A 16,571-nucleotide genomic window follows, 5' to 3' on the forward strand; every position below is an offset into this window, starting at 1 on the left:
GTGGCCGCGGGTGAGGCAAAAGCGCACATCTTTCCCCGTTTATCGACGCATCGATCGCGGAAATCGCGCGGCCCCCGATATTTGTTTGACCTTGCCGGCTAAGCGCGCATCAAATCGCCGCTTCGGGTGTTGTCGTGTCAAATCGGCTGCGGGGCTGGCAGAGAGAGAGATGCAGGATCAAAGTCTGGAGAACATATTTCCCGGGTCCTCCGAGATGGCGCGGCTCATGCGCGCACATGATTGGGCTTCAACCGCCCTGGGAGAACCCCGCAACTGGCCCGAAGGTCTCAAAATCCCGCTGAGGATGCTGCTTACTTCGCGGTTCGAAATGTGGCTGGGTTGGGGGGAAGATCTCAACTTCTTCTATAACGACGCCTATATCCCCACGCTGGGCATCAAGCATCCCGTGATGCTGGCGAAGCCGTTTCGTGAGGTCTGGGCCGAAGTCTATGCAGAGGTCGCGGATCAGGTGGAAACCGTGAAGGCCGGCCAGTCGACCTGGAACAAGGCGCTCTTGCTGCTGCTGGAGCGAAGCGGCTTTCCCGAAGAGACCTATCACAGCTTTTCCTACAGCCCGCTTTACGGCGATGGCGGGGAGGTTTCCGGGATGCTTTGCATCGTCACCGAGGAGACCGACCGCATCGTTGGCGAACGCCAGCTGGAGATGCTTCGGCAACTGGGCATCAACCTTGTCGGCGCCAGCGACGAAGCGGCGGTGGGCCGCGCGGTGTGCAAAGTGTTCGGTGAGCATCGCCACGATTTCCCATTCGCGATCATGACGCTGGCATCCGATGACGACACCCACTCGTTTTCCTGCACCCCGGACGCCGAAAGCGTTCTGGATCGCCGACTTGCCGGCGTTGACGGCCTGATCACGGAATCGCGCAGGGTCAATCTGGATCCCCAACTTCCCTGGCCCCGCGGCGCTTGGGAGAGGGCGCCGGAAGAAGCGCTGATCGTGCCCATTCCCGGAACGGCAGGGGAGCGGCCTGCGGGCAATCTCGTCCTCGGGCTCAATCCCTACAGGCCCCTGGATGACGAGATTTCCGATTTCGCAGCGCTGCTGGCCGGGCAGATCAGCGGCGCGCTCGCCAATATCGCCAGGCTCGATGCGGAGCGTCGCAGGGCGGACAGAATATGGGCGCACGGCCGGGATATCATGGTGGTCGTCGACGCGGACGGCATTTTCCGATCGGTCAGCCCAGCCTGGACGCGTATTCTGGGGCATGACATTGAGGAAATCGTTGGGCGGCCTTTTGCGGATTTCATTTCCCCCGACGATCTGGCGCCCAGCAACGCCGCCCTGTCGGCGGCTCTGGGTGAGACGGAGCTGACGGGATATGAGAACCGCTTCAGATCCAAGGACGGCAGCTATCGCTGGTTTTCCTGGAATACCTCGATGGAAGATGGCATGGTCTATGCCTATGGCCGCGATATCACGGCACACAAAGCCGACATGAAATCGCTCGCCGCGGCAGAAGACGCGCTTCGTCAGGCCCACAAGATGGAGGCCATCGGCCAACTGACCGGCGGCATCGCCCATGATTTCAATAATCTTCTGATGGCGATTACCAGCAGCCTGGAACTGCTGCGACGGCGGGCCTCGCTCGATGAAAATGCCGTTCGACTGATCGACAATGCCGAACAGGGCGCTCGCAGAGGGGCTGCGCTGACCCAGCGGATGCTGGCATTCGCCCGCCGGCAGGATCTCGTCACCGAACATGTGGATGTCCACAAGCTCGTAACGGGCTTCCGCGATCTGATCGAACGGACGCTTGGCCCTTCGTGGCCGCTCGAACTGGCGATCCCTGAAGATTTGCCGCCGGTTCTGGTCGATACGAACCAGCTTGAAATGGCGCTGCTCAATCTTGTGGTGAACGCCCGAGATGCAATGCCGGCGGGCGGAATGGTGAGGATTGAGGCCAAACATGAACAGGTGGCCGAGGGAGAGCAGGACGAGATAGCGGGCGGAGCATTCGTTACCCTTGCCGTTGCCGACACCGGGCATGGCATGGACGCCAAGACACTTGCCCGGGCGACCGAGCCGTTCTTTACGACCAAGGGCGTGGGCAAGGGGACCGGCCTTGGCCTTTCGATGATCCACGGATTTGCCAAGCAGCTTGGCGGCGGCTTCGTTATCGAGAGTTCACCCGGCCTGGGGACGGTTGCCACGCTCTGGGTGCCGGTAGCCGCTCCGATCGCGAACGCCTCCGCGCCCATCATTCCGCGTAAGACCGGCCCAATAGAGATGCGAAAGTTGAAAATTCTTGCAGTCGACGACGACGGTCTGATCCTGATGAATACCGCCGCCATGCTCGAGGATCTGGGGCATGAGGTGTTCGAGGCGCATTCGGGCCAGCGGGCCATTGAATTTTTGGAAAAGAATCCGGATGTCGACCTTCTGATCACCGATCAGGCCATGCCGAACATGACCGGCACACAGCTCGCCGACCGAGCAATCGACCTGAAGCCCGATCTGCCGATCATTCTTGCCAGCGGTTATGGGGAACTGCCGGCGGGAGCGCCGCCGCGCATGATCAAGCTGGGCAAACCCTTTGGCCAGCTTGATCTCAAGCAAGCGGTGGACCTGGCGATAAACGCCAAAGTCTGACTTTCGCGCCCGCGCTGGAAAGATCGAGGGGCCGGTGGACCGGGTTCAATAACCCCGGGCACGGTCGATCTCGCCGGAAAGCCCCTTTCCGGCGAGATGCCCGCGCAAGTTTTCGATCAATGAATGCACGGCCGTCTCGATCCGGGTGACGCCGGCGACATGGGGGGTGACGATTATGCGCGGATCGCTGCGAAAGGGATGATCGCCCGGCAGCGGTTCGACCTCTGCGACGTCGAGCATGGCGGCGCCGATCTGGCCGGATTCCAGTGCGGTGAGAAGGTCCTGTTCGACCAGATGCCCGCCCCGCGCCGCGTTGATAAGGCGCGCCCCGCGCGGCAGCTTGGCGAAAAGGTCGGCCGAAAGAATGCCGCGTGTTTCGGGGGTCAGCGGCAGCAGGCAGACGAGAATATCGGTATCTGCCAGGAAGGCATCGAGTGCTTCTTCTCCCGCGAAGCACTCGACACCCTCGATCGTGCGCGCACTGCGGTTCCAGCCGCGCAGGCGAAAGCCTAGCGGAGCCAGCATACGCAGCGATGCCTTGCCAAGTTCGCCCAGGCCCATGACGCCCACCCGGCGTTCTTCGCAGAGCATCGTTGGCAATTGGGTCCATTCGCCATGCAATTGCGCCTGGCGATAGAACGGCAGGTCCCGGTGAAGGGCGAGGGCGGCGGTGGCGATATATTGCGCCATGGTCGTGGTGATGCCCGGTTCGATCATGCGCACGATGCGCACATGGTCGGGGACACGTGAAAGGTCCAACTGGTCTACGCCTGCGCCAATGCTGAACAGAATTTCCAAAGCGGGCAGGGCGGCGATCAGATCGTCGGTCAGTTGCCATGCTACAAGATAGCGAACGTCGGCCGGATCGCCGATTTCCGGCCAGTTGCGGAACTCCACTTCGGGCAAGCAGCGGCGGAATTCGGCCTGCCAGAACTGCCCCCGTTCTTCGGGGCCGACGTGGAGGATCGCGGTCATCTTCGGGAAAGTTCTGATTGGTCGTTTTTCGGTCAGGAGGCCTGACGGTTGAACCGCCGGGGCCGCAACGCATCGCGCATCGCGAAACTGGAGCTGATGCGCGTCACGCCTGGAAGGCGGGAGAGCACTTCGCCGTGGATCGCCTCATAGGCGGCGACGCTTTCGGTGCGCAGGCGCAGCCAGTAATCGACATTGCCGCCCATCAGGAAACATTCGCGGATTTCCGCGCATTGCCGAACGGCGTTTTCGAAGCGGGAAAGATAGTCCTCGGTCTGGCGCTCCAGCGTTACCTGCACCACCACGTCCACCCCCCGCACATCGTCGTTTTCCGGCCCGGTAATCACGGTATAGCCGCGAATGACGCCGCGATCCTCCATGATGCGGATCCGCCGCAGGCAGGCTGAGGGCGAAAGGCCCACTTCCTGCGCCACTTCGGCATTGGGCTTGCGCCCGTCGAGACGAAGCACACGCAGAATCGCGCGGTCAACGTCGTCGGGGGTCCATGGCATGATCTTTCACAACCTTCAAATGATGGTGCCAAATTTCGCATATCGTAGCAGATCGTGCGAATAATTGGCAGCCTATTTGAAACAGGGTGCGATAGCCTCGATCCCTGCCGGCACCCATTCGGTTGGAGGGCGTCCGGTTGGGAAAGGAACGATCGTGGTTGCAGGAGCACGCCTGACAATCGACCTTGCAGCACTGGCCGCGAACTATCGGCTGATCCGGGACCACGCGGCGCCGGCAGTGGTGGGCGGTGTGGTCAAGGCGAATGGCTATGGCCTTGGTGCGGTGGAAGTTGCCCGCACATTGATCGGCGAAGGTTGCCGGCATCTTTTCGTCGCCTTGCAGGGCGAGGCGGAGGCCCTCGTTCCAGAGCTTCCCGCAGGTATTTCGGTCTACATTCTCAACGGTCTGCTGCCCGGCGGCGAAGCAGCCTGCGCGGCGTTGGGGGCGATACCGGTGCTCAATTCGCTGGACCAGATCGAACGCTGGTCGGCCGAAGCGGTCGCACGGGGCAAGCGGCTTCCGGGCGTGTTGCAGGTCGACAGCGGGATGTCACGCATGGGTCTGCCCAGAGACGAGATCGAGTTCTTGCAGAAGAGGCCGGACCTGCTCCGGCCCATCGAGCTCCACTTCATCATCAGCCACCTTGCTTGTGCCGACGAGCCCGGTCATGGCGCGAATGCAGCGCAAGAAGAGCGTTTCCGCGAGATCGCTGGCCGCTTTCCCAGCGTGCCGCTGGCGCTCGACAACAGCGGCGGCATTTTCCACGAGCGCGGCCACTTCGACCTCGTGCGTGCGGGCATCGCGCTTTACGGCGGCGCGCCGCATGGCGATGCGACCAACCCGATGCGGGCGACTGTCGCACTCGAAGCGCGCATCGCCCAGCTGCGGACGATTCCGGCCGGAACCGGCGTCGGCTATGGGCTCACTTTCCAGACCGCGCGTGAAAGCCGCATCGCTACGATCCCGGTGGGCTATGCCGACGGATGGCCGCGTTGCCTTGGCAACAAGGGGTCGGCCTATATTGCCGGCATCCGCGCGCCGATCGTCGGGCGCGTATCGATGGACAGCATCACGCTCGACGTGACCGACGTGCCCGTGCAGCACCTCTATCCGGGGGCGCCGGTCGAACTGCTGGGACCGCATCAGGACATCGATCGGGTTGCCGCGGACGCCGGCACCATTTCCTACGAAATCCTCACCCAACTCAGCCGCCGCTACGAACGTGTCTATCTTCCCGCGAGCGTCGGCGCGCGTATTCGGAGCATTGCGCCATGAAGATCGCCATTCTCGGCAGCGGCGTCATCGGCGTCACATCCGCCTGGTATCTGGCCGAGGCCGGGCACGAAGTGGTCGTGATCGACCGGCAGGACGGCCCGGCACTGGAAACCAGCTTTGCCAATGCCGGCGAGATTTCGCCGGGCTATGCCTCGCCATGGGCCGCGCCCGGTATTCCGATGAAGGCCGTGCGCTGGCTTACGATGGAGCACGCGCCGCTGATCCTGCGCCTCCATGCCGATACGGCGATGCTGCGCTGGCTTTTCGCGATGCTGGGCAACTGCAATGCGCGTGACTATGCGATCAACAAAAGCCGCATGGTGCGCCTTGCCGAGTTCAGCCGCGACTGCCTGATCGCGCTCCGCCGGGATACCGGCATCGCTTATGACGAGCGGATGCAGGGTACCCTGCAACTGTTCCGCGAGCAGAAGCAACTGGACGGTATCGGCAAGGATATCGAGGTCCTGAAAGCGGACGGCGTGCCCTTCGAAGTGCTGGACAAGGCCGGTTGCATCGGTGCCGAACCGGGGCTGGCCACCAGCAGCGCACCGATCGCGGGCGGCCTGCGCCTGCCGAACGACGAAACGGGCGATTGCTTCAAGTTCACCAATGCCCTGGCGGCGATGGCTGCCGCCAAGGGCGTGCGTTTCCTGAACGGCACGAAGATCCATCGTCTGGTCGAAGAAGGCGGGCGGATCACCCATGTGGAGACCGATCAGGGCAAACTCGCGGCCGATGCCTACCTCGTCGCCATGGGTAGCTTCTCGCCGCAACTGGTGGCGCCGGTGGGCATTCGTCTGCCGGTCTACCCGGTCAAGGGCTACTCGCTGACGGTGCCCATCGTCGACGAGCCGCGCGCGCCGGTCTCCACCCTGCTGGATGAGAGCTACAAAGTGGCGATCACCCGCCTGGGCGACCGTATCCGCATCGGCGGCATGGCCGAAATCTCTGGCTTCTCGCGCGATCTGCCGCTTGCGCGCCGCGCCACGCTGGAGCATTCGGCGGGCACCTTGTTCCCCGGCGCAGGCAATATGGCGGAAGGCAGCTTCTGGTGCGGTCTCAGGCCGATGACGCCGGACAGCACGCCGGTGATCGGCGCGACCAAGGTGCCGAACCTGTTCCTCAACACCGGGCACGGTACGCTGGGCTGGACGATGGCCTGCGGGTCGGCCCATGTCATCGCCGACATTATCGGTGGCCGCAAACCGGCGATCGAGACCGCCGATCTGGCCATCAGCCGCTACTAGATCCCCAAATCCCCCCTCTCTCGCAAGGACCAGACATGACCATTACCCGCATCGACCAGGGCCCGCGCATGAGCGAGGCCGTGATCCATGGAGACACTATCTACCTGGCCGGCCAGATCGGCGCGCCGGGGGAAAGCGTTACCGCGCAGACAAAAACTGCGCTGGCCGAGATCGAGGCGCTGCTGGCGCAGACCGGCAGCAGCAAGGATCACCTGCTGATGGCCACGATCTGGCTGGCCGACATGGCGGACTTCGACGAAATGAACGCCGTCTGGGATTCGTGGATTGCCGGCCACCCGGCGCCGGCTCGCGCCACGGGTGAGGCGAAGCTGTTTACACCCGAATACAAGGTCGAAATCATCGTCATCGCCGCGAAGGCCTGATCGCCGCGGGGAGGGCGTCTTGCCCGAACTACCCGGCACGACCGATTGAAAATCATCGAGGCCCGCCGATCCGCTGCGATTGGCGGGCTTCGTCGTTGCGGCGCGTGTCGATCTGGCGCGTCATCGCGCGCGCGATCCGGTCCACGTTGCCCCGCGTCCTACGCCAATCGTACTGTGGGTGATGAGATTTTGCTTGTACGATAGAGAGTTGTCTCGGCCGTTCGGGGGTGCGCCCGGTTCCGGCGACTGGCTGATTTGCCTTGTCAGAGCGAATAACAAAATTGATTTTATAGTACGATTTCTGTCGCGTGCTTGAGCGAATTGCATTATTATGACAGCATAAAGGTAATAAAAATATACGGGAAGAGAGTCTGATGGTTCTCGCACGATTGGTTGCAGGCGCATTGGCGTTGGCGGTGGCCCCGAATTCGACTTCGGTGGAAACGGTGAAGGCGACCCCTCCCGCTGTCGATCAGCAGGCGGCTGCCGAAGCGCCCGCTTATGCGGCATATGCTCCCTCTTGCAGCACGCATTGCGGTTGGGGTGCATTGCCCTTCGCCCGATAGATCTTCGTCGTTAGGGCTGGGCGCCGTTAGGGCTGGGTTGGCCGGGCCGCATATCCCCGGCGGCCTGTTTCATCTTGCATGGCTGTAACCAAGGCCGCCTTTCTAGCGTTTTTTCGATCTGCGATCGTGCCGACTTGAAAGCCGGGACGCGCTGCCCATTCGTTCGATTGGGCATCATCCAGTTCCCTCAATAGGCGCCGCGAGAATAGGTTCAGCGGGGCAGGCCGACAGATCCGGCGCGGAGATTTTCTGCCGTCTCACCCTCTCATCAAGGCGGCGACGATCATGCGCGCGCTGCATTCGGCAGTGCGCGCGGCGTCCAGCCTTGGGGCGGAGATGCTGCGATGCCCCAGCCCGAACAGACATCCCAGTAGCAATTCCGTTGCGCCGGCCAGTTCGTCGCCCTCCAGCGCCGGGTTGGCGGCCCGCGCGAATTCATCCAGATAGTCCCGGAACTGGCCGCACATCTCGCCGATCGTCTGGCCGACCCGATCGTTGCGGTAGCCCTCGGCGATTATGTCGAACGACAGTGCTTCCTCCTTCGTGTCGATGACCTGAAGGAACAGTTCGGTAAACGTTTCCAGAACCGTCAGCTTGCCGCTTTCCAATCGGCCGCGCAGTTCATCCAGTTCTGCGATCTTCTCTTCGAAATCGGCGCGCACAATGGCTTCGATGATCTCTCCCTTGCTCTTGAACGAGCGGTAGATCAGCCCGACCGACATGTCGGCCGCAGCCGCAAGCTCCGCCATAGACGTCTGATGGAATCCTTTTGTGGCGAAGAGCTCCTTGGCCGCGACGCGTATGCGATCCGGGCTGGAGGCCTTATGTTGCGGTGCAACCATATTTCGTTCTCTGCATTCTTTTTTCTTGAATTCTCTTTGGCAGATTTCTAGGTGCGTCGCAAGGTGAATGAGTATTCATTCATCCGTCTCCCCCCAAGACCGCATCGGATGAACCAATGAAAAAGGCGATGATTTTCGGGCTTCTGGCTTGCGCTTCGGCGCTTTCGCTGGGCGCCTGCGGGCAGCAACAGCCTGCCGCGCCGCCTGCGCCAGCCGTAGGAATAGTCACTCTCACGACCGACTCGGCGGAGCTGACGAACGAACTCCCCGGCCGCGTTGCAGCGCTGGAAACCGCAGACGTACGCCCGCAGATCACTGGCGTGATCCGCCGCCGCCTGTTCACCGAAGGCAGTGAGGTGCGGGCCGGTCAATTGCTGTACGAGATCGAGGATGCGCCTTACCGCGCCGCAGTCGCCCAGGCGAAGGGCGCGCTAGCGACAGCCAATGCGACGATCAACTCGACCACGCTGCAGGCCCAGCGCTACAAGGACCTGATCGCGATCAACGCCGTCAGCAAGCAGCAATACGATGATGCCGCTGCCGCCGCGCAGCAGGCCCGCGCCAATGTTGCGGCGCAGCAGGGCGCCCTGCAGGCGGCGCAGGTGAATCAGAACTTCACCCGCATCCGTGCGCCGATTTCAGGCCGGATCGGTCGTTCGCTGTTCACGCCGGGTGCGCTTGTTTCGGCCGCACAGGCGGATGCGCTTGCCGTCATCCAGCGTACCGACTCCGTCTATGTCGATGTTACCCAGTCCGCCGCGCAGATCATCGATCTGAAGCAGGCGATGGCATCGGGCGGCGTGAGCGAGGCCGAAGGCGCGCGCATCCAGCTGATCCTGCCGAACGGCTCGGTCTATCCGATCGAAGGCCAGCTGAAGTTCGCCGACGTCACCGTGGATCCCAGCTCCGGCTCGGTCATCCTGCGCGCGACGTTCCCCAATCCCAAAGGCTTGCTTCTCCCGGGAATGTACGTGCGCGCCAAGCTTGTCGAAGGGCTGCGCCGCAACGTCATCCTCGCCCCGCAGCAAGGCGTGATCCGCGATCCGCGCGGCCGCGCTACCGCGATGGTGGTGGGCAAGGACAACAAGGTCGAAGTCCGTCAGCTTGAAGTCGATCGCGCCGTGGGCGACAAGTGGATCGTCACCAAGGGCCTGAACATCGGCGACAAGCTGATCGTTGAAGGCCTGGTAAACCTCCGTCCGGGCACGGTGGTCAAGCCGGGTATGCCGCAACAGATCACGGTTGGAGCAGCAGCAACAGGCGGGGCCCAGTAATCCATGTCCCGCTATTTCATCGACAGGCCCATCTTCGCATGGGTCATCGCTATCGTCATGATGCTGGCAGGCATGTTGGCGATCCGTTCCCTTGCCGTGGCCCAGTTCCCCGAAATCGCGGCGCCTGCCGTGCAGATCGCGACCAGCTATCCGGGCGCCAATGCCCAGACGCTGGAATCGACGACGACGCAGGTGATCGAACAGCAGCTCAAGGGCATCGACCACTTGCGCTACTTCGCATCGTCCAGCGACGGTGCCGGTAACCTGAGCATCACCCTGACCTTCGAACAGGGCACCGACCCTGACATCGCGCAGGTTCAGGTGCAGAACAAGCTTTCGCAGGCAACGCCGCTGCTTCCGCAGGAAGTGCAGCAGCAGGGCCTGCGCGTCACCAAGTCGACCTCGACCTTCCTGATGGTCATGGCCGTCTATGCCGATGATGGCATTCACGATCAGCAGGACGCGGGCGACTTCATTGCCAGTTCGCTGCAGGACCCGATCAGCCGCGTGAACGGCGTGGGCGATACCCAGCTTCTGGGTGCGCAATATTCCATGCGCGTCTGGCTCGATCCCTTCAAGATGGCCACGCTCGGCGTCACTGCGACCGATGTAACCGCCGCGATCAAGGCACAGAACGCGCAAGTTTCGGCCGGCCAGATCGGCGCTTCGCCTTCGCCCAAGGGGCAGGCGCTGAACGCCACGATCACGGCTCAGTCGCGCCTGCGCACGGCGGAGCAGTTCCGCCAGATCATGCTGCGGAACAATCCCGACGGATCGGTCGTCCATCTCTCCGACGTCGCGCGCGTCGAAATGGGCGCGGAAAACTACAGCTTCGGCGCCAAGCTGAACGGCCATCCTGCCGCAGGCTTCGGCATCAAGCTGGCGCCGGGCGCCAACGCGCTGGACACCGTGGACGCGGTGAAGACGCAGATCGACCAGCTTTCCAAGACTTTCCCGAGCTGGGTGAAGTACAAGTTCCCGGTCGATAACTCGACTTACGTCAAGCTCTCGGTCGAGCAGGTGATCCACACGCTCGTCGAAGCGGTCGTGCTCGTGTTCATCGTCATGTTCCTGTTCCTGCAGAACTGGCGCGCGACGCTGATCCCGACCATTGCCGTGCCGGTCGTCCTGCTCGGCTCATTGGCCGTGCTCCAACTGGCCGGCTTTACCATCAACACGCTAACCCTGTTCGGCATGGTGCTGGCGATCGGCCTTCTGGTCGACGATGCCATCGTCGTGGTCGAAAACGTCGAACGCCTTATCCAGACCGAAGGGCTGAGCCCGAAGGAAGCGGCGCGCCGCTCCATGGACGAGATCAGCGGCGCGCTGGTCGGCATCGGCCTTGTGCTTTCGGCGGTGTTCCTGCCGATGGCGTTCTTCGGCGGTTCCACCGGCGTGATCTTCCGCCAATTCTCGATCACCATCGTTTCCTCGATGGTGCTGTCGGTGCTGGTGGCGCTTATCCTGACGCCGGCGCTCTGCGCCACCATCCTCAAGGGTGCGTCGGATGGCCACGGCCACGGCACGGGTCTCGGCGATGGCAAGCAGACCGGCATCGCCGGTCTGTTCAATCGCTTCTTCCACTGGTTCAACACCACGTTCGACCAGGGTGTTGAGCGCTACGGCAAGGCCGTAGACAAGGTGGAGCGCAACTGGGGCCGCACGATGCTGGTCTATGGCCTGATCGTGGTGGGCATGGGCCTGATCTTCCTGCGCCTGCCCGGCGGCTTCCTGCCGGACGAGGATCAGGGCATCCTGATCAACCAGGTCTCGCTGCCCGCCGGCACGACCATGGAGGAAACCGAACGCACGCTCGCCCGTGTGCGCGATCACTACCTCAAGGACGAGAAGGCCAATGTCGCCGACGTCTTCACGATTTCCGGCTTCGGTTTCGTGGGGCAGGGCGAAAACGTGGGCCTTGCCTTCGTTCGCATGAAGGACTGGTCCGAACGCAAGGGCAAGGACAATACCGTCAGTGCCATTGCGCTGCGTGCCAATCAGGCGTTCCAGAAGATTTCGGCCGGTATGGCGATCGCCTTCGCACCGCCAGCCGTCCAGGAACTGGGTAATGCCACCGGCTTCGAGTTCCAGCTCGTCGACCGTGGCGGGCTGGGCCATACGAAAATGCTGGAGGCACGCAACCAGCTTCTCGGCATGGCCATGGCGGACAAGCGCCTCGCCCAGGTACGACCCAACGGTCTTGAGGATACGCCCCAGCTGAAGCTGGACGTTGACCAGGCCGCGGCCGGTGCCCTTGGCATCGCCCAGTCGGACATCAACGCCACTATCAGCACGGCGATGGGCAGCACTTACGTCAACGACTTCATCGATCGCGACCGCGTGAAACGCGTGTTCGTTCAGGCCGATGGACAATTCCGCTCCACCCCGGAATCGATCGGCCAGTTTTTCGTGCGCGGCAGCACCGGCGTGATGGCGCCGATCTCCTCCTTCGCCCGGACGGAGTGGACTTACGGCCCGGCCAAGCTCGAACGCTTCAACGGCGTGTCGTCGCTGCAGATCATGGGGGCGCCTGCGCCCGGCGTCTCCACCGGCGATGCGATGAAGGTTGTCGAGGAGATGGCCTCCAAGTTGCCGGCGGGTGTCGGCCTTGAATGGAGCGGCATTTCCTACGAGGAAAAGACCTCCGGCGGCCAGGCTCCGGCGCTCTATGCGCTGTCCATGCTGATCGTGTTCCTGTGCCTTGCCGCGCTTTACGAGAGCTGGTCGGTGCCGATCGCGGTCATGCTGGTTGTGCCGCTGGGCGTGTTGGGTGCGGTGATTGCAGCCACCATCGTGGGGCTCAACAACGACATCTACCTGCAGGTGGGCTTGATCACCACCATCGGTGTCTCGGCCAAGAACGCGATTCTCATCGTCGAATTCGCGGAAGAGAAGATGCGGGACGGCTTGCCTCCGGTGCAGGCCGCGCTGGAAGCGGGCAAGCTGCGCCTCAGGCCGATCCTGATGACCAGCTTCGCCTTCATCTTCGGCGTGCTGCCGCTCGCCCTTTCGACTGGCGCCGGCGCCGGTGGTCAGAATGCGATCGGCTGGGCCGTGGTCGGCGGCATGCTGTCCGCCACCGTTCTCGCGATCTTCTTCGTGCCCGTGTTCTTCACCGTGGTGAAGCGCCTGTTCCGTGAACACCACGGCACGGGTGGGCGCAGCGATCGAGACAATCTCGACGGTACGGCTTCGGCCGAGCCGCAGGAGGCATGAAAATGCGTAATGTGAAAGCGCTTACCGCCACGTCGCTGGCGCTCGCGCTGGCGGCCTGCAACATGGCGCCCAAGTATGTCCGCCCGGATCTTCCCGTTCCCGCGACCAGCCCTTCGGGGCCGGCCGACGGCACCGCGCAGGCCAGTGGCGCAGGCGCGGCAACGGTTTCGGCCGATACGGCCTGGAAGGACTTCTTCACCGACCCGCGCCTGGCGCGGGTCATCCAGACCGCGCTCGACAACAATCGCGATCTGCGCATCGCGGTGGCCAATGTCGAACAGGCACGCGCGCAGTACAAAGTGCAGCGCGCCGACCTGCTGCCCACTGTCGCTGCCGGTGGCAGTGCCACCTATCAGGATCAGCCCTTCGCACAGGCTGCGGCGGGGGGCGCGGGCGCAGCGTCCGGTCGTACGGACATCTATACGGCTTCCATCGGCGCGTCGTCGTGGGAAATCGATCTGTTCGGCCGGGTGCGCAATCTGACCAAGGCGGCGCAGGAAAGCTACTTCGCCTCGGTCGAGAACCGCAATGCCGCGCAAACCGCGCTGATCGCCGAAACCGCCAATGCATGGCTGACGATGGCCGCCGATCAGGAACGGCTGAAGATCGCCAGCGATCTACAGAAGGCCTTCGGGCAGACGCTGGATCTGACCAAGGCTCGTTTCGCCAAGGGCATCGCCTCTGAGCTGGAAGTGCGTCAGGCACAGACCAGCTACGATCAGGCACGATCGGACATTGCGCTAGCGACCACGCTGGTCGCGCAGGACCAGAACGCGCTGAATCTGCTGGCGGGCACCAGCGTGCCGACGGCGGATCTGCCTACCGAGCTGCCTACCGCAGACGTGACACTCAACGATCTGCCGGCCGATCTGCCTTCCACGCTGCTGCTGCGGCGGCCGGACATTGCGGCGGCCGAGCACCAGCTGATCGGGGCCAATGCCAATATCGGCGCGGCGCGCGCGGCGTTCTTCCCGAAAATCTCGCTCACTGCGGCATTCGGGACGATGAGCCTCGGTCTGTCGGGCTTGTTCAAATCCGGCAGCGATTATTGGTCTGTTGCGCCTTCGGCCAGCCTGCCGATCTTCGATTTCGGCCGGAATCAGGGCAATTTGCGCTATGCCCGCGCCACCTATGACGCGATGGTCGCGACGTACGAAAAGAGCGTCCAGACCGGTTTCAGGGAAGTGGCCGACGCGCTTGCCCGCCGCGCCACGATGACCGCGCAGCTGGAAGCGCAGACGTCGCTGCGGGATGCGGCGCGCAGCAGCTACAAGCTGTCCGATGCGCGTTTTCGGGCCGGGGTGGACGATTTCCTGTCGACACTGGCCGCGCAGCGCACGCTGCATAATGCGGAACAGACCCTCGTCGCCACGCGGCTGACCCGCGCCAGCAACATGGTGGAGATCTACCGCGCCATCGGCGGCGGATTGAAATAGGCCGCCGAACTCCGCGCGATACGTATGCGTAGAGCAGAGTGATAAGACGGACGGATCGGGCTTTCCCAGCCCGGTCCGTTCGGTTCTTCAGCGGGGCGGTTCGTGGCCACTCATGGGCGATAACGGCTTGGCGGCGCCCCCAGCACGCGTTTGAACATCGTCGAAAAATTGCCCGGGCTGTCGTAGCCGAGATCAAGGGCGATAGCAGTGACGGAATCGCCGGCCGCCAGCCGTGGCAGCGCTGCGGAAAGGCAGGCCTGCTGCCGCCATTCGGCAAAGCTCATCCCCGTTTCGCGCCGAAACAGCCGCGTGAAGCGGCGGCGGTTCATGGCCAGCGCATCCGACCATTGATCGATGGTCTCACTCGCGCGCGGGCTTTCCAGGAACCGGTGGCAGCGCCGCGCCAAGGCGGCATGGCGGGGAAAGGGCACGACGATCGGAATGACCGGTGCCTGCGCGATTTCCGCCACCAGCAGCGCCATCACCAGACCGTCCCGCCCGTCCAGATCATATTCGGCCGGCACCTCCGACGCCGCGACCAGAAGCTGGCGGAGCAGCGGAGTGACCGATACGACCCGGCAGGTGCGTGCCAGCATCGCCCCGGCTGTCTGGTCGATCAGCACACTGCGGGTCTGCACTGCACCGACCATGCGCACCGAATGCGGCGTACCCGCCGGGATCCAGACCGCGCGCTCCGGCGGGGCGACCCACGCGCCTTCCGGCGTACCGACCGCAACCACGCCGCTAGCCGCATAGAGAAACTGCCCCCGCCGATGGCTGTGTTCGGCCAATTCGAAGGACGGCGGATAGTCGTTGCCGATACCGACCACAGGCCGCGGCACATCCTCGAAGTCATCGGGCTGGCGGTGTGGAGGGGAATGTCCCATTTGCATAATTGATTGACCCATACGACAAAGCGGGACGCTTTCAAAGCGCATAGGGGCAATTCGAGAAGCCAAGCCATGCAAAGGAGACACGCAGAATGGCTGCCAGCAGGTCCAGCACGCCGATGACTGGCGCCGCGACGGGAACGGTGAACGGAACCGTGTTCGGCGTCATTATCGCCATCAGTTTCTGTCATCTTCTCAATGACATGATGCAATCCTTGCTACCGGCAATCTATCCCGGCCTGAAAGCCGACCTGAAGCTTAGCTTCGGTCAGATCGGGCTGGTGACGCTGGCCTATCAGATCACCGCTTCCATCCTGCAGCCGCTGATCGGCCTTTATGCAGACAAGCGGCCGACGCCGATGGCGCTGCCGGTCGGGACGTTGTTCTCGCTTGCCGGGCTGACCGTGCTTTCCGCCGCGCACAGCTATTGGCTGGTCCTTGTCGGCGCGTCGTTGCTGGGCATGGGCTCTTCCGTGTTCCATCCGGAATCCTCGCGCGTGGCGCGGATGGCGGCAGGTGGGCGGCATGGTCTTGCCCAATCGCTGTTCCAGGTCGGCGGCAATGCCGGTCAGGCCCTGGGGCCGCTCGCCGCCGCGCTCGTGGTCGTACGCTGGGGGCAATCGAGCCTGGCGTTCTTCGCCATGCTGGCGCTGCTGTCTGGCGCGGTGCTGTGGAACGTTGCGGCGTGGTATCGCAGCCACGGCCTCGAACGCCTTGCCGCAGGGCGCAAGGCGAACCTGTCGGCCTCCCTTCCGAAGGGACAGGCGGGGCGCGGCATCGCCATCCTGCTGTCGCTGATCTTTTCCAAATACGTCTATCTGGCCAGCCTGACGAGCTACTTCACATTCTACCTGATCCACCGCTTCGGGCTGTCGGTGCAGAATGCGCAGTTGCACCTGTTCGCCTTCCTCGCGGCGGTGGCGGTCGGCACGGTAATGGGCGGTCCGCTGGGCGATCGTTTCGGACGCAAATACGTAATCTGGTTTTCGATCCTGGGCGCTCTGCCGTTCACCCTGCTGCTGCCCCATGCAAACCTGTTCTGGACCGGTCCGCTGACCGTGGCGATCGGCCTCATCCTGGCTTCGGCGTTTCCCGCCATCGTCGTCTTCGCGCAGGAACTGGTACCCGGCAAAGTCGGGATGATTTCCGGGCTGTTCTTCGGCTTCTCGTTCGGGATGGGCGGCCTTGGCGCGGCGGCACTGGGCTGGCTGGCCGACCACACCAGCATCGAGACGGTCTATCAGGTCTGCGCTTTCCTGCCGGCAATCGGCCTGCTGACGGCGTTCCTGCCGCGGTTGGAGAAAGCCTGAGGCTTTCGCCAATTGGCTAGGGTTTGCCCCGGAAAC

At 63.2% G+C, this 16,571-nt stretch carries 12 protein-coding genes; 8 read left to right on the forward strand and 4 right to left on the reverse strand.

Translation table 11 applies throughout. The features are described from left to right. Window positions 1–85: 85 nt before the first annotated feature. On the forward strand, window positions 86–2,611 hold the full coding sequence (locus ACZ1JC_RS00555; RefSeq protein ID WP_465139851.1) for a PAS domain S-box protein: 2,526 nt from the start codon (window positions 86–88) through the stop codon (window positions 2,609–2,611). A gap of 45 nt (window positions 2,612–2,656) precedes the next feature. On the opposite strand, the gene ACZ1JC_RS00560 is transcribed toward ACZ1JC_RS00555, so the two are convergent. After that, on the reverse strand, window positions 2,657–3,586 hold the full coding sequence (locus ACZ1JC_RS00560; protein WP_465139850.1) for a 2-hydroxyacid dehydrogenase: 930 nt from the start codon (window positions 3,584–3,586) through the stop codon (window positions 2,657–2,659). A 32-nt stretch (window positions 3,587–3,618) separates the two neighbouring features. Continuing rightward, entirely contained in the window at window positions 3,619–4,095 is a 477-nt protein-coding gene (locus ACZ1JC_RS00565; protein WP_465139849.1) for an Lrp/AsnC family transcriptional regulator, read from the reverse strand. Window positions 4,096–4,249: 154 nt separating this feature from the next. On the opposite strand from ACZ1JC_RS00565, the gene alr reads away from it, so the two are divergent. The 3 genes from alr to ACZ1JC_RS00580 are packed head-to-tail and all read left to right on the forward strand — an operon-like array spanning window position 4,250 to window position 7,001. Beyond that, a complete protein-coding gene (alr, locus tag ACZ1JC_RS00570) occupies window positions 4,250–5,371 on the forward strand; it encodes an alanine racemase (protein ID WP_465139848.1) in 1,122 nt (373 codons plus the stop codon). Further along, complete coding sequence (locus ACZ1JC_RS00575; protein ID WP_465139847.1) at window positions 5,368–6,618, forward strand: D-amino acid dehydrogenase; 1,251 nt, start codon at window positions 5,368–5,370, stop codon at window positions 6,616–6,618. The genes alr and ACZ1JC_RS00575 overlap by 4 nt, the downstream gene beginning before the upstream one ends. A gap of 35 nt (window positions 6,619–6,653) precedes the next feature. Next, on the forward strand, window positions 6,654–7,001 hold the full coding sequence (locus ACZ1JC_RS00580; RefSeq protein WP_465139846.1) for a RidA family protein: 348 nt from the start codon (window positions 6,654–6,656) through the stop codon (window positions 6,999–7,001). 823 nt (window positions 7,002–7,824) lie between these two features. Here the strand turns inward: ACZ1JC_RS00580 and ACZ1JC_RS00585 are convergent. Next, window positions 7,825–8,409 (reverse strand): TetR/AcrR family transcriptional regulator, encoded by a 585-nt coding sequence (locus ACZ1JC_RS00585; protein WP_465139845.1) that lies wholly within the window; start codon window positions 8,407–8,409, stop codon window positions 7,825–7,827. Between the two features lie 116 nt (window positions 8,410–8,525). On the opposite strand from ACZ1JC_RS00585, the gene ACZ1JC_RS00590 reads away from it, so the two are divergent. From ACZ1JC_RS00590 to ACZ1JC_RS00600, 3 genes are read left to right on the forward strand one after another with little or no spacing between them, the layout of a single operon-like run. Further along, window positions 8,526–9,683 (forward strand): efflux RND transporter periplasmic adaptor subunit, encoded by a 1,158-nt coding sequence (locus ACZ1JC_RS00590; RefSeq protein WP_465139844.1) that lies wholly within the window; start codon window positions 8,526–8,528, stop codon window positions 9,681–9,683. A 3-nt stretch (window positions 9,684–9,686) separates the two neighbouring features. Then, on the forward strand, window positions 9,687–12,899 hold the full coding sequence (locus tag ACZ1JC_RS00595; RefSeq protein WP_465139843.1) for an efflux RND transporter permease subunit: 3,213 nt from the start codon (window positions 9,687–9,689) through the stop codon (window positions 12,897–12,899). Between the two features lie 2 nt (window positions 12,900–12,901). Then, a complete protein-coding gene (locus ACZ1JC_RS00600) occupies window positions 12,902–14,335 on the forward strand; it encodes an efflux transporter outer membrane subunit (protein WP_465139842.1) in 1,434 nt (477 codons plus the stop codon). A gap of 110 nt (window positions 14,336–14,445) precedes the next feature. Here the strand turns inward: ACZ1JC_RS00600 and ACZ1JC_RS00605 are convergent, their stop codons facing one another. Next, complete coding sequence (locus ACZ1JC_RS00605; protein ID WP_465139841.1) at window positions 14,446–15,165, reverse strand: AraC family transcriptional regulator; 720 nt, start codon at window positions 15,163–15,165, stop codon at window positions 14,446–14,448. 152 nt (window positions 15,166–15,317) lie between these two features. Between ACZ1JC_RS00605 and ACZ1JC_RS00610 the strand changes: the two genes are divergently transcribed. Next, window positions 15,318–16,535, forward strand: a complete 1,218-nt coding sequence (locus ACZ1JC_RS00610) for an MFS transporter (protein WP_465139840.1) — start codon at window positions 15,318–15,320, stop codon at window positions 16,533–16,535. The last annotated feature ends 36 nt before the right edge of the window (window positions 16,536–16,571 follow it).

Source organism: Sphingomonas sp. BL-S-28, from assembly GCF_055521515.1.

Coding starts and splice junctions, on each gene's coding strand:
- ACZ1JC_RS00560 (WP_465139850.1), bottom strand. CDS start 3,586: ATGACCGCGATCCTCCACGTCGGCCCCGAAGAACGGGGGCAGTTCTGG.
- ACZ1JC_RS00565 (WP_465139849.1), bottom strand. CDS start 4,095: ATGCCATGGACCCCCGACGACGTTGACCGCGCGATTCTGCGTGTGCTT.
- ACZ1JC_RS00575 (WP_465139847.1), top strand. CDS start 5,368: ATGAAGATCGCCATTCTCGGCAGCGGCGTCATCGGCGTCACATCCGCC.
- ACZ1JC_RS00580 (WP_465139846.1), top strand. CDS start 6,654: ATGACCATTACCCGCATCGACCAGGGCCCGCGCATGAGCGAGGCCGTG.
- ACZ1JC_RS00585 (WP_465139845.1), bottom strand. CDS start 8,409: ATGGTTGCACCGCAACATAAGGCCTCCAGCCCGGATCGCATACGCGTC.
- ACZ1JC_RS00590 (WP_465139844.1), top strand. CDS start 8,526: ATGAAAAAGGCGATGATTTTCGGGCTTCTGGCTTGCGCTTCGGCGCTT.
- ACZ1JC_RS00595 (WP_465139843.1), top strand. CDS start 9,687: ATGTCCCGCTATTTCATCGACAGGCCCATCTTCGCATGGGTCATCGCT.
- ACZ1JC_RS00600 (WP_465139842.1), top strand. CDS start 12,902: ATGCGTAATGTGAAAGCGCTTACCGCCACGTCGCTGGCGCTCGCGCTG.
- ACZ1JC_RS00610 (WP_465139840.1), top strand. CDS start 15,318: ATGGCTGCCAGCAGGTCCAGCACGCCGATGACTGGCGCCGCGACGGGA.